Source organism: Streptomyces sp. BPTC-684, from assembly GCF_030028635.1.
Taxonomy (GTDB): domain Bacteria; phylum Actinomycetota; class Actinomycetes; order Streptomycetales; family Streptomycetaceae; genus Streptomyces; species Streptomyces noboritoensis.
In genome coordinates, this window is sequence record NZ_CP124863.1 from 2,987,360 (window position 1) to 3,000,316 (window position 12,957).

13 protein-coding genes are annotated in these 12,957 nt (G+C 71.3%); 6 read left to right on the forward strand and 7 right to left on the reverse strand.

The genetic code is table 11. The features are described from left to right. Positions 1–148: 148 nt before the first annotated feature. The 3 genes from QIY60_RS13310 (at position 149) to QIY60_RS13320 (ending at position 3,069) form a co-directional block, all read left to right on the forward strand. Entirely contained in the window at positions 149–1,606 is a 1,458-nt protein-coding gene (locus tag QIY60_RS13310; RefSeq protein ID WP_283142597.1) for a DUF2252 domain-containing protein, read from the forward strand. A 134-nt stretch (positions 1,607–1,740) separates the two neighbouring features. Next, positions 1,741–2,571: a hypothetical protein gene (locus tag QIY60_RS13315; RefSeq protein ID WP_283142598.1), complete on the forward strand. Its 831-nt coding sequence runs from the start codon at positions 1,741–1,743 to the stop codon at positions 2,569–2,571. Between the two features lie 153 nt (positions 2,572–2,724). Further along, positions 2,725–3,069, forward strand: coding sequence for a rhodanese-like domain-containing protein (locus QIY60_RS13320; protein ID WP_283142599.1), 345 nt, complete (start codon positions 2,725–2,727; stop codon positions 3,067–3,069). A gap of 53 nt (positions 3,070–3,122) precedes the next feature. Here the strand turns inward: QIY60_RS13320 and QIY60_RS13325 are convergent, their stop codons facing one another. From QIY60_RS13325 to paaA, 6 genes are all read right to left on the reverse strand, one after another. After that, complete coding sequence (locus QIY60_RS13325) at positions 3,123–4,265, reverse strand: acyl-CoA dehydrogenase family protein (RefSeq protein ID WP_283142600.1); 1,143 nt, start codon at positions 4,263–4,265, stop codon at positions 3,123–3,125. 139 nt (positions 4,266–4,404) lie between these two features. Continuing rightward, on the reverse strand, positions 4,405–5,460 hold the full coding sequence (locus QIY60_RS13330; RefSeq protein WP_283142601.1) for a 2Fe-2S iron-sulfur cluster-binding protein: 1,056 nt from the start codon (positions 5,458–5,460) through the stop codon (positions 4,405–4,407). Next, positions 5,461–5,979, reverse strand: a complete 519-nt coding sequence (paaD, locus tag QIY60_RS13335) for a 1,2-phenylacetyl-CoA epoxidase subunit PaaD (RefSeq protein WP_283142602.1) — start codon at positions 5,977–5,979, stop codon at positions 5,461–5,463. Beyond that, positions 5,973–6,728 carry a 1,2-phenylacetyl-CoA epoxidase subunit PaaC gene (paaC, locus tag QIY60_RS13340; protein ID WP_283142603.1) on the reverse strand — a complete coding sequence of 252 codons (756 nt, stop codon included), beginning with the start codon at positions 6,726–6,728 and terminating at the stop codon, positions 5,973–5,975. The genes paaD and paaC overlap by 7 nt, the downstream gene beginning before the upstream one ends. Then, the gene (gene paaB, locus QIY60_RS13345; protein WP_101389119.1) at positions 6,725–7,012 is read right to left on the reverse strand and encodes a 1,2-phenylacetyl-CoA epoxidase subunit PaaB; all 288 of its coding nucleotides are present in this window, start codon (positions 7,010–7,012) and stop codon (positions 6,725–6,727) included. Before paaB ends, paaC begins: the two co-directional genes overlap by 4 nt. Further along, positions 7,009–8,013, reverse strand: a complete 1,005-nt coding sequence (gene paaA / locus QIY60_RS13350; protein ID WP_283142604.1) for a 1,2-phenylacetyl-CoA epoxidase subunit PaaA — start codon at positions 8,011–8,013, stop codon at positions 7,009–7,011. Before paaA ends, paaB begins: the two co-directional genes overlap by 4 nt. Before the next feature lie 154 nt (positions 8,014–8,167). On the opposite strand from paaA, the gene QIY60_RS13355 reads away from it, so the two are divergent. Genes QIY60_RS13355 through QIY60_RS13365 form a run of 3 tightly spaced genes read left to right on the forward strand, consistent with a single transcriptional unit; the run spans position 8,168 to position 11,183 of the window. After that, positions 8,168–9,124: a DUF5819 family protein gene (locus tag QIY60_RS13355; RefSeq protein WP_283142605.1), complete on the forward strand. Its 957-nt coding sequence runs from the start codon at positions 8,168–8,170 to the stop codon at positions 9,122–9,124. A gap of 20 nt (positions 9,125–9,144) precedes the next feature. Beyond that, positions 9,145–10,482, forward strand: coding sequence for an HTTM domain-containing protein (locus QIY60_RS13360; RefSeq protein WP_283142606.1), 1,338 nt, complete (start codon positions 9,145–9,147; stop codon positions 10,480–10,482). Further along, positions 10,479–11,183, forward strand: a complete 705-nt coding sequence (locus QIY60_RS13365; protein ID WP_283142607.1) for a TrmH family RNA methyltransferase — start codon at positions 10,479–10,481, stop codon at positions 11,181–11,183. Before QIY60_RS13360 ends, QIY60_RS13365 begins: the two co-directional genes overlap by 4 nt. Before the next feature lie 25 nt (positions 11,184–11,208). Here QIY60_RS13365 and paaN read toward each other — a convergent pair whose 3' ends face one another. Beyond that, the gene (paaN, locus tag QIY60_RS13370) at positions 11,209–12,882 is read right to left on the reverse strand and encodes a phenylacetic acid degradation protein PaaN (protein WP_283142608.1); all 1,674 of its coding nucleotides are present in this window, start codon (positions 12,880–12,882) and stop codon (positions 11,209–11,211) included. Between the last annotated feature and the right edge of the window lie 75 nt (positions 12,883–12,957).

Genomic DNA, 12,957 nt, shown 5'->3' on the forward strand with positions numbered 1-12,957 from the left:
GTTCGGCTGTGGATAACTCCCGGCAGTGGCCTGCCCAACGGCCACCGCCGGGAGTTATCCACAGGGGGAGACGGCTGTCGGCCGCCGACGGTACCTTCATGGCATTCGAGCTGTTGATGTTGAACGAGCACGGGGGAGGCGGCACGCGATGAGCGATGTCGAGGCGGTGATTCCGGTCCTGCGAGCGGTGCCCGACGACGGGCAGATCCGGATTCCCGAGGTGCCGGGCTTCCGACACCACAACGGCCGGGGGCCTAGCCGTACAGCCGGTTCGCCGAAGAGTGACGGCAAGGCACTGCGCGACCGAGTGCCCCGCTCCTCGCACGACTCGCTGATCCTCTCCACCGACCGGCCCGACGCGGTCCGGTCGGTGGAGGAGTCGAACCAGGGCCGCGTGCCGGAGCTCACGCCGATCCGGGTGGGCCGCATGGCAGCCTCCCCCTTCTCCTTCCTGCGCGGCGCCGCCGGACTGATGGCCCACGACCTCGTCGGCACCCCCGTCACCGGAATCACCGCCCAGATCTGCGGCGACGCCCACGCGGCGAACTTCGGCCTCTACGGCGACGCGCGCGGCGGACTCGTCATCGACCTGAACGACTTCGACGAGACCGTGATGGGTCCCTGGGAATGGGACCTCAAGCGTCTCGCCGCCTCCCTGGTCCTGGCCGGCCGGGCAGCGGGCGCCGACGAGGACACCTGCCGGGCCGCGGCCTACGACGCGGTGGGCGCCTACCGGCGGACGATGCGGCTCCTCGCGAAACTGCCGGTGCTCGACGCCTGGAACGCGATAGCCGACGAGGAGCTCGTCTCCCACACCGACGCGCGGGACCTGCTCGGCACCCTGGAACGTGTGTCGGCCAAGGCCCGCAACAACACCAGCGCCCGCTTCGCCGCCAAGGCCACCGAGCAGATCGCCGACGGGCACCGCCGCTTCGTCGACGCGGCACCGGTGCTGCGCCGGGTGCCCGACGCCGAAGCGGCCGCGGTGGCCGCCTCGCTCGGCCACTACCTGGAAACCATCTCGGAAGACCGCCTGCCGCTGCTCGCGCGGTACGCGATACATGACGTGGCCTTCCGTGTCGTCGGCACCGGCAGCGTCGGAACACGGTCGTACGTGGTGCTGCTCCTGGACCACCGCGGCGAGCCGCTGGTGCTCCAGGTCAAGGAGGCCCGCGCCTCCGCCCTGCTGCCGCACCTGGCCAAGGCCGGCTTCTACGCCCCGGACGCGGGCCACGAGGGCCGCCGTGTGGTCCTCGGGCAGAAGCGGATGCAGGTCGTCAGCGACATCCTGCTCGGCTGGACCACCGTCGACGACCGGCCCTACCAGGTACGGCAGTTCCGCAACCGCAAGGGCAGCGTCGACCCGGCGGCCCTGGCCGCCGACCAGCTGGACGACTACGGCCGCATGACGGGCGCACTGCTGGCGCGCGCGCATGCCCACAGCGCCGACCCGCGCCTGATAGCCGGGTACTGCGGCAAGAACGAAGAGCTCGACGAGGCCGTGGCCGGCTTCGCGGTCCTCTACGCCGACCGCACGGAGTCCGACCACGCGACGCTGCTCGCCGCGATCAGGGACGGGCGGGTGGCGGCAGAGCTGGGGGTGTGAGGCGGGTCGGCGGGGCGCGAGGCGGGCTGGGGGTGGGCCTTGTGGTGGTGGGGGGCTTTTGGCCGGGGAGAGGGGTGGGGGCGGGGGGAGGGGGAGGGAGGGGCCCCCACCCCCCGCGCCCGTACGCTGGACCAGTGACGGACGAACCTGCCGAAGAGACGACCGCCCGGCCCCAGGACCCTGAGAACGCGGAACGGCCCGAAGCCCGGCTGGACAGGGCTGTGCGGGCGGCCGAGCAGGCGTTGATCGAGTTCGAGATCGCCGTGGAGACCTTCCGCGTGGAGGTGGAGAACTTCTCCCGCCTCCACCACCAGAAGCTCGGCCCGATGTACGCCCGGCTCGACGAGCTCGACGCCCAGATCGCCGAGGCCAGGGCCTCGCTCACCGGCGACCCGGAGGACCTGCGCAAGGCACGCGAGGCGCGGGCCGTGGTGCAGCCGATGCCCGGGGTCGACGAGCTCTTCCACGACTGGGTGGACTCGGACGGGATCTCCGCCGAGGCCGCCTCGATGCTCACCGACCAGCCCGTACGGCCGCCCAAGAGGGTTCGCCCCAGCGAGGAGGCGCGCAGGCTCTACCGCGAGCTGGCGCGCAAGGCGCACCCCGACCTCGCGCAGGAGGAGCAGGAACGGGCCCGGCGGGAGGAATTCATCACCCGGGTCAACGCCGCTTACGGCCGCGGCGACGAGGAGCTGCTGCGGGAGCTCGCCGAGGAGTGGGCGGCGGGGCCGGTGCCGGAGGAGGCGCGGCCCAGCGAGAGCGAGGAGCTTTATGCCCGCCTCGAGTGGCTGGCCCAGCGCAAGGAGCTGCTGGCCGTGCTGGCCCGTGAGCTGGAGGAGAGCGCGATCGGCTCGATGCTGCGGATGGCGCCCGACGACCCCGACCGGCTCCTCGAGGAGATCGCCGAGCAGCTGCTGGCCGAGGTGGCCGGGCGCGAGGCGGTCCTGGCCGAGCTGGTGCAGTAGCGTTCCCAATGACCTGCCCATACGGCTGACACCGCTGAGCGGCCGATACAGCGCCCGCTACAACCGATGCAGCCGGCACAACCGATGCGGCCGATACGGTCGCTACGGCCCTGCGACCGCTGCGGCCGATGCGTACGAGAGAAGGCATGACCCATGAATTTCGCCCAGCTGCCGTCCGTGGATGTCGCTGGCGTGCCGGCCGACGCCCTGGTGCTGGACGTCCGTGAGGACGACGAGTGGGCGGCCGGGCATGTCGAGGGTGCGCTGCACGTGCCGATGAGCGACTTCGTGGCGCGCTTCGGCGATGTGACGCAGGCTGTCGAGGACGGCCGCCGGGCGTATGTGATGTGCCGGGTCGGCGGCCGGTCCGCGCAGGTCACGCAGTATCTGGTGCAGCAGGGCATCGACGCCGTGAACGTCGACGGCGGTATGCAGGCGTGGGACGCCGCCGGGCGCCCGATGGTCACCGACAACGACAGCCCGGCCTTCGTCCTCTGACGGGCCCCACCGACTGAGCCGCTCGCGCGGCGATGCGAGCGGCGTACGCCCCGCTACCCGAGCGGATGCGCCGCCAGCAGGTCGCCGAGGGCTTCCTCGTGGGCCGCGGCCGGGCCGAGTGACAGTTCCAGTTGCTTGGCCCAGGCGTGGTAGCGGTGCAGGGGATAGTCGGTGTCGGCGCCGAAACCGCCGTGGAGATGCTGGGCGGTCTGTACGACTCTGCGTACGCCGTCGGACGCCCAGATCTTCGCCACCGCCACGTCACCGGAGACGGGCAGCGCTCCCCCGGCGCCGGTGCTGATGCGCCCCGCGGCCTGCCACAGGGTGGCCTCCATCGCGCGCAGGTCGATGTAGCGGTCGGCCGCCTGGACGGCGACCGCCTGGAAGGTGGCGATGGGGAACCCGAACTGTTCGCGTTTCCCGGTGTATTCGCTGGTCATCGCGAGTACGCCTTCGCCGAGGCCCAGCGCGAGCGCGCAGGTGCCGGTGGCCAGCAGCTCGCGCAGCCACTCCCAGGCTCCCTCGGCCGTGATGACCGCGTGCGCTTCGATACGTACGGAGTCGAGGTGGACCTCGGCGAAGCGCTCGCCAGTGGTGGAGATCTGCTCGGCGAACGTGATCCCGTCGTGGAGGCGAGGGACCAGCGCGAGTACGGCGCGGCCCTCCCCGGTGTGCGCGGGCACGGCTATATGGTCCGCGTTCTGTGCCCAGGGCACTCCGGTCTGCACTCCGTCGAGGACCCAACCGCCGCTGTCGGCGCTCTCCGGCCGTGCCGTGACCGCGAGTTCGGCGGGATCGTGGCCGGTGCGGCCGTTGGCCCCGACGGTGAACACCAGCTCGCCCCGTCCTGCGGCGGGAAGCAGCTCACGGGCCAACTCGGCGTCCCCGTACCGCTGTACGGCCATCGCCACCGCGCTGCTCTCCAGCAGCGGCACCCGGGCCAGCACCTTCGCGGACTCGCGCAGCACCAGACAGAGGGCGATCGGGTCGAGGCCCGCCCCGCCGTACTGGGGGTCGATCACCAGGCTCAGCAGGTCCGACTCGGCGAGCTTGGCCCACAGCGGGCGGTCGAACTCCTGGGCCACCGCTCCCTGAGTCAGTGCGGGGCTCGGTACCGCGTCGGGCGCGACCCCCGAGAAGACCGCCTTCGCCGCCTCGACGGCCGCCTGCTGCTCCTCGGTGAAGGTGAAGTCCACAGCCCTGTCCTCCCGCGCACACCGGATCTGACGGACAGTCAAGATAGAACAGGTTCTAGCGGATTGGAATGGCCGGTGCCGCCCGATGGGCAGAACCTGGGGGGCTTCCCTCCTCCCCCTCCCCCCAACCCACCTCACCTCACCGATCGAAGTCCAGCTCCACTTCCTTCGTCGCCGGGTGGGACTGGCAAGCCAGTACGTAGCCCGCCTCCGTTTCGTCTTCCTCCAGGGCGAAGTTGCGGTCCATCCGCACCTCGCCCGAGACCAGGAAGGCACGGCAGGTGCCGCACACCCCGCCCTTGCAGGCGTACGGGGCGTCGGAGCGCGCCCGCAGCACCGTGTCCAGGAGCTTCTCGCCGTCCTGGACCGGCCAGGTGCCGGAGCGGCCGTGGAGCGTCGCGGTCAGTGTGGCGTGCGCCGGGGCCGAGGCCGCCGCGGTGCTCTGCACGGGGGCTTCGTCGACGTGGAAGATCTCCTCGTGGATGCGGCCGCGTGCGACGCCCAGTTCGCGCAGCGCCCGCTCGGCGCCCTGGACCAGGCCGAACGGTCCGCACAGATACCAGCCGTCGACCTCCTCCACGGGGAGCAGCGCGGGCAGCAGGGCCGTCAGCCGTTCCTGGTCGAGCCGCCCGGAGGGCAGTCCGGACTGCTGTTCTTCCCGGGAGAGCGCGGTGACCAGCTGGAACCGGTCGGGGAAGCGGTCCTTCAGGTCCGCCGTCTCCTCCAGGAACATGGTGGACGACACCGTGCGGTCGCTGCGTATGAGGCAGAAGCGGGCTTCGGGCTCCCGTTCCAGCAGGGTCGTGGCGATGGACAGCACCGGGGTGATGCCGCTGCCGCCGACGACGGCCACGAAGTATCCGGCGCGGGGCTCCAGGATGAAGCGGCCCATCGGCTCCATGACGTCGACGACGTCGCCGACGGTGAGTTCCTTGAAGGCGTACGTGGAGAACTCGCCGCCCTCGACGAGGCGGATGCCGACGCGCAGGACCGGGGTGCCGGGCTGTTCGACGGCGGGCGCGCAGATCGAGTACGTACGGCGGATCTCCTGGCCCTGCACGATGCGGCGCAGCGCGAGGTGCTGGCCGGGGCGGTGCCGGTAGGCCTCGCGCAGGTCCGGCGGCACGTCGAAGGTGACGGTCACCGAGTCGTCCGTGAGCCGTTCGACTTCGCTCACCCGGAGTGGATGGAACATCTACAACTCCTTGAAGTGGTCGAACGGTTCGCGGCAGGCCACGCAGCGGCGCAGCGCTTTGCACGCTGTGGAGGAGAACCGGCTCAGCAGCTCGGTGTCGGTGGAGCCGCAGTGGGGGCAGCGCACGGAGAGGGTGAGGGCGACGGGTCCCTCGGCGGTGTGGGGCCGGGGCGGCGCTATCCCGAACTCCGCCAGTTTGCGGCGGCCTTCGGCGCTGATGTCGTCGGTCGACCAGGCGGGGGAGAGCACGCGGACGACCGAGACGTCCGGGATTCCGTTCTCGTGCAGTACCTGTTCGATGTCGGCGGTCATCGCTTCTATGGCGGGGCAACCGGTGTATGTGGGGGTCAGCTGGACGGTGACCTTGCCAGGGTTCTCCAGGTGGACTCCGCGCAGGACGCCGAGTTCCTCCAGGGTGAGCACGGGCAGCTCGGGGTCGGGGACCGATCCGGCGAGCCGGGCCAGTTCCTGTTCCATCGGCGTCATGGCGGCCGTGGCCGCGGCCGTGCCGGTCACCATGTCGCCCCCGGGTGGCTGCGGTGCAGGTGCTGCATTTCGGCGAGCATCCGCCCGAACGGTTCGGTGTGCAGGCCCTGGCGGCCGGCTCCGGCGGCCCAGGCGCCGGTCCTGGGGCCTTCGGGGGCGGTGAGGGTGGCCTGTCGCAGTACCGAGGTGACGGAGGTCAGCCAGGTCTGCTCGGTCTCCTGCCAGTCGATGTCGACGCCGTCGACGGGCTGGAACATCTCTCCGGTGAACCGCCACAGTGCCTCGCACGCGCGCTGCATCCGCCGGTGGCTCTCTTCGGTGCCGTCGCCCAGGCGCAGGGTCCACTGTTCGGCGTGGTCCTGGTGGTAGGCGACTTCCTTGACCGCCTTGGCGGCGAGCCCGGCGAGTTCGCTGTCGCCTGTCGCGAGCTGTCCGTAGAGCAGCTTCTGGTAGGTCGAGAAGTAGAGCTGGCGGGCGATGGTGTGGGCGAAGTCGCCGTTGGGCTGTTCGACCAGCTGGAGGTTGCGGAAGGCCCGCTCCTCGCGCAGATAGGCCAGTTCGTCCTCGTCGCCCGCGAGGGAGAGCAGGACGCGGGCCTGGCCGAGCAGGTCGAGCGCGATGTTGGCGAGGGCCACTTCCTCTTCGAGGACGGGGGCGTGTCCGGCCCACTCCCCCAGCCGGTGCGAGAGCACCAGCGCGTCGTCGCCGAGGGCCAGTGCGGCCGTGGCCGTCGGCGTGTCCGTCGTCTTCTCCGAGGTCGGAGTCGGGGCCGGGGTCGTCACAGGTGCTTCACCCCTTCCGGGATCTCGTAGAAGGTCGGGTGGCGGTAGGGCTTGTCGCCGGCCGGTTCGAAGAAGGAGTCCTTCTCGTCGGGGGAGGAGGCGGTGACGGCGGTGGAGGGCACCACCCAGATGGAGACGCCCTCGGACCGTCGGGTGTACAGGTCGCGCGCGTTGCGCAGCGCCATCTGCGCGTCCGGGGCGTGCAGGCTTCCGGCGTGGGTGTGGGAGAGCCCGCGGCGCGAGCGCACGAACACCTCCCACAGCGGCCAGTCGTGTGCGGTCATGCCGTTGCCTCCCCGTTCGTGTGCTGCTTGGCCGCGTACGCGGCTGCCGCGTCGCGGACCCAGGCGCCTTCTTCGTGGGCGCGGCGGCGCTGGGTGAGCCGTTGTTCGTTGCAGGGCCCGTTGCCCTTGAGGACGTCCCAGAACTCGGTCCAGTCGATGGCCCCGAAGTCGTGGTGTCCCCGCTCCTCGTTCCACCGCAGGTCGGGGTCGGGGAGGGTGAGGCCGAGCGCCTCGGCCTGGGGGACGCAGATGTCGACGAAGCGCTGGCGCAGCTCGTCGTTCGAGTGCCGCTTGATCTTCCAGGCCATGGACTGCGCCGAGTGGGACGACTCGTCGTCGGGCGGGCCGAACATCATCAGCGAGGGCCACCACCAGCGGTCCACCGCGTCCTGCGCCATCGCGTGCTGCTCCGGGGTGCCCTGGGAGAGGGCGAGGAGCAGCTCGTACCCCTGGCGCTGGTGGAAGGACTCCTCCTTGCAGACGCGGACCATCGCCCGTGCGTACGGCCCGTAGGAGCAGCGGCAGAGGGGGACCTGGTTGGTGATGGCGGCGCCGTCCACGAGCCAGCCGATGGCGCCGACGTCGGCCCAGGTCAAGGTCGGGTAGTTGAAGATCGACGAGTACTTCTGGCGGCCCGAGTGGAGCTTGTCGAGCAGCTCGTCGCGGCTCACGCCGAGGGTTTCCGCCGCGCTGTACAGATACAGTCCGTGGCCCGCTTCGTCCTGCACCTTCGCCATGAGGATCGCCTTGCGGCGCAGTGAGGGCGCGCGGGTGATCCAGTTGGACTCGGGCTGCATGCCGATGATCTCGGAGTGGGCGTGCTGCGCTATCTGGCGGACCAGCGAGGCCCGGTAGGCCTCGGGCATCCAGTCGCGCGGCTCGATGCGCTCGTCGGCGGCCACGGCGGCGTCGAACGCCGCCGCGTATGCCGACGCGTCCTTCTCGTCCGCCGCTGGTGAGCCGTGCTTGTTGGTGCCGGTCTCCGCGGTCACTGCCGTCATCCGAGCCCCCTGCCGAGCTGTCGATTCCGGGCCGTCCGCCGGGCCACTCACTCCCGACCGATCGTTCGGTTCATTGACTTCAATGGTGAGTCGACGGCCCGTAGGGTGTCAACCCTGTGGATAACCCAGTGGAGCCGACCGGGATCGGGGCGGGATGGATTCGTACGACGAGAAGGACGTGCCGGGCGGGGAGGAGCAGGCCCCGCGGCCCGGGCCCGACGCCGCCGACGGCGGCCCGCAGACCGCCCCTGGCGCCGCCGCACCCGCTCCGAGCAGCGAAGACGTGACCCCGACCGGCGCGCCGGACACACCCGCCTCCGCACCCGGCGCCTCGGCCGCGCCCGCACCCGGCGCCTCGAACACGTCCGCCCCCGCGCCCGGCGCGCCCGCCCCCGCCTCCCGGGTCCGCACGGCTCACGAGTCCCCCGCTCCCGGTGTCCCCGGGCGCGGTATCGCCGGACTCTCGCTCCCGTACCAGGTGGCGGCCGCGCTCGCGCTGGCCGGCGTCGCCGTCGTGGGGGTCGTCCACATCGCCATGGTGTTCCTGCACGTCGCGCCGTCGAACACGGTCACCAAGCAGCACGGCAAGGTCGTCGACGACTGGATCTATCCCGAGTTCGAACAGAACTGGAAGCTCTTCGCTCCCAATCCACTCCAGCAGAACATCGCGGTCCAGGCACGCGCCGAGATCCGCATGGCGGACGGGAACCGCAAGACGACCGGCTGGATAGACCTGTCGGCCGGGGACGGCTCCGGCATCCGCGGCAACCCGCTGCCGAGCCACACCCAGCAGAACGAGCTGCGCCGGGGCTGGGAGTTCTTCATCAACTCCCACACCGACGACAACAAGCCCAACGGCCTGCGCGGCGAGCTCTCCGACCGCTACATCCACCGGATCGTGATGCTCCGCCTCGGCGCGCGGCGCGACGGCGGGACCGTCGAGCGTGTACAGGTCAGGTCCGTGACGACGTCCGTGAAGGCTCCGGTGTGGAGCGACGAGAAGATCGACACCCGGCCGTACTACCGGGTCGTCCCCTGGTGGACCGTGACCCCCGCCGATCTCCCGGCCGGCGCCGGTTCCGCCGACGCACGGACGGAGGCCGGCCGGTGAGCGAGTCGATGAGTGAGTCCATGAGCGAAGTGGCGAGCGGGTCGGCGAGGGGCACGACGAGCGAGGCGACTGGCGAGCAGCCTCGTGCGCCGCGTACACCTCCTGAGTCCCAGGGGTGGCACGCATCCCTTGAGCACCAAGCACCCCACACGCCTCATATCTCCGCCCCCGCCCCCGCCCCCGAGTCCAAGCCCGCCCAGGCCCTGCGCCGGGTCACGGGCGCGGCGCTCGGGCCGTACCAGAGCGCCGTCGTCCGTATCGGCTTCTCCGCGACCTGGCTGCTCTTCCTGCTGCGCGAGCTGCCGCACCGCCGTGAGCTGTACGGCCCCGACGGCCCGTGGAGCTGGGACATGGCCCAGCGGCTCGTCTCCGGCAACCACGCCTTCACAGCGCTGCTGTGGACGGACAGCACGCTCTGGTTCGAGGTCGTGTACGCCGTCGCCGTGCTCTCCAGCGCGCTGCTGATGCTCGGGTGGCGCACCCGCACCATGTCCGTGCTGTTCATGGTGGGTGTCCTTTCGCTGCAGAATCGGTCCGTCTTCATGGGGGACGGCGGTGACAACGTCATCCATCTGATGGCGATCTATCTGGTGCTCACCCGCTGCGGCCAGGTCTGGTCGCTGGACGCGCGGCGCCGCGAGCGGGCCGCCGCCCGCGCCGCTCTGTCCGGCGAGCCGGTGCCGGACCGGGTGGGGCCCGTGCTGTGGGCCGTCCTCGGGGTCGCCCTCGTCGCCGTCACGCTGCTCGGCGACGCCGGCGGGGGCTGGCTGCTGATCTTCTGGGGTCTGTGGGTGGTGCAGGCGCTGTGGTGGGCGGCCGGACGGTACGCCCAGGGCGATCCGCGCGCCCTGCTCGATGTCGTCGCCAACCTCGCGCACAACGCCACCATGGTCGTGATCATGGCCGAGGTCTGTCTGATCTACGCGACCGCCGGCTGGTACAAGATCCAGGGTTCGCGCTGGCAGGACGGCACCGCGCTCTACTACCCGCTGCACCTGGACTACTTCTCGCCCTGGCCCGCCCTGTCGGACATCCTCGGCGGCAGCGGCCTGATCGTCATGCTGCTCACCTATGGAACGGTCGCCGTCCAGGTGGCGTTCCCGTTCACGCTCTTCAACCGTCGGGTCAAGAACGTCCTGCTGGTGGCGATGATGATGGAGCACGCGGGCATCGCCCTGCTGCTCGGGCTGCCGTTCTTCTCGCTCGCGATGATCGCGGCGGACGCGGTGTTCCTGCCCACCGGCTTCCTGCGGTGGCTGGGCGGCCGTGTCGGGCGGCTGCGTCAGCGACTGGTGGCACGGGTGGTACCGCAGCGGCGTACGGACGAGGAGCAGCGGCCCCGTACGCTCGTGGCGTGAGCAGCGAGACCAGTCCCAGCCCTTCCCCTTCCCCTTCCGCCGAGGCCCCGGCCGAGGAGCCGCTTCAGTACGACGAGGGCTACGCGCCCGAGGTCGGCGTCGGGCCGCACCCGCTGCCCTGGCCGCAGGGGGAGCGGTACGACCCGGAGCTGCTCGCGCACGGCGACCGGCGCAATGTCGTCGACGCCTACCGCTACTGGACGCGCGAGGCGATCGTCGCGGACCTGGACACCCGCCGCCACGACTTCCACGTGGCGGTGGAGAACTGGGGCCACGACTTCAACATCGGCTCCGTCGTACGGACCGCCAACGCCTTCCTGGCGAAGGAGATCCACATTGTGGGGCGGCGGCGCTGGAACCGGCGCGGCGCGATGGTCACCGACCGCTACCAGCATGTCCGCCACCACCCGGACACCGAGTCGCTGACGGCGTGGGCGGCCGCCGAGGGGCTGCCGATCATCGGGATCGACAATCTGCCGGGCGCCGTGCCGCTGGAGCGCACCGTGCTGCCCCGGCGGTGTGTGCTGCTGTTCGGGCAGGAGGGGCCGGGGCTCACCGAGCAGGCGCGCGAGCACGCCTCTGCGGTGTGCTCGATCGCCCAGTTCGGCTCGACCAGGTCGATCAACGCGGGCGCGGCGGCCGCGATCGCGATGCACGCCTGGGTACAGCGCTATGCCGCGATCCCGGACCCGGTGGTCTGAAGCCGCCGGGTCCGGTACGCGCGCGTCAGGCCTGGCGGCGGACCTCCACCACCCGGAAGCGGTTGGCCACGAACGCGCCGTCGCACAGCGCCGCGTTCGCCGCCGGGTTGCCGCCCGAGCCGTGGAAGTCGGAGAACGCGGCCGTCTGGTTGACGTAGACCCCGCCCGTCAGGTTCAGCGACAGCTGGGCGGACTCCTCCAGGCAGACGTCCTCGACCGCGCGCTCCACCTCCTGCGACGTCGTGTACGCGCCGACCGTCATGGCGCCCTTGTCGCGGACCGTGCGGCGCAGCAGCTCCACCGCGCCGGCCGTGGAGTCGACCGCCACGGCGAACGAGACCGGGCCGAAGCACTCCGAGAGGTAGGCCGCCTCGGCGTCCGGCTTGGCGCCGTCCAGCTTGACGATCACCGGGGTGCGCACCACCGCGTCCGGGAAGTCGGGGTTGGCGATCTCCCGTGAGGGCAGGGCGACTTCGCCGAGCCCGGCAGCGGCCTCCAGGCGGGTCTTCACGTCCGGGTTGACCAGCGCGCCCAGGATCGCGTTGGCGCGCGCGTCGTCGCCGAGCAGGCCGCCGACCGAGGCGGCGAGGTCGGCCACCACCTCGTCGTAGGACTTGGCTCCCGCGTCCGTGCTGATGCCGTCGCGGGGGATCAGCAGGTTCTGCGGGGTGGTGCACATCTGGCCGCTGTAGAGGGACAGCGAGAAGGCCAGGTTGGAGAGCATGCCCTTGTAGTCGTCGGTGGAGTCCACCACGACGGTGTTGACGCCGGCCTTCTCGGTGTAGACCTGCGCCTGGCGGGCGTTGGCTTCCAGCCAGTCGCCGAAGGACGTCGAGCCCGTGTAGTCGATGATCTTGATTTCGGGGCGGACGGCCAGCGTCTTGGCGATGCCCTCGCCGGGCCGCTCGGCGGCCAGCGCCACCAGGTTCGGGTCGAAGCCCGCCTCCGCCAGGACCGTACGCGCGATCTGGACGGTCAGGGCGAGCGGCAGCACCGCGCGCGGGTGCGGCTTGACCAGGACCGGGTTGCCGGTGGCCAGCGAGGCGAACAGGCCCGGGTAGCCGTTCCACGTCGGGAACGTGTTGCAGCCGATCATCAGGGCGATGCCGCGCGCGGTGGGCACGAAGGTCTTGGTGAGCTCCAGCGGGTCGCGCTTGCCCTGCGGCTTGGACCAGTGCGCCGCGTCCGAGGGGGTGCGGGTCTGCTCCTGGTATGCGTACGCCACCGCCTCCAGGCCGCGGTCCTGGGCGTGCGGGCCGCCCGCCTGGAAGGCCATCATGAAGGCCTGGCCGCTGGTGTGCATGACCGCGTGCGCCAGCTCCGGGGTGCGGGCGGAGATGCGGGAGATGATCTCCAGGCACACCAGGGCGCGCAGCTCGGGCCCGGCCTCGCGCCAGGCGCCCATGCCGGCCTTCATCGCGGGCAGCAGCACCTCCAGGTCCGGGTGCGGGTACGTGATGCCCAACTCGGTCCCGTACGGGGAGATTTCCGCTCCCGTCCAGTCGTCGGTGCCGGGCTGGTCCAGGTCGAGGCGGGTGCCGAGCAGGGCGTCGAAGGCGGCCTTGCCGTCGTTCTCGTACGCCTTGGGGTGCTCGGGGTGAGGTGACCAGTACGCACGCGTGCGGATCGCTTCCAGGGCCTGGTCGAGCGTGGTCCGGTGGGTCTCGGTGAGCTGCTGGGGGCTGAGCTGGGCGGCCATACGGACCTACTCCTCGTCGAGCTGGGCAGGGACGGGCGGACAGAGTTAGAGTAACCGAACGATCGGTCGGGACAA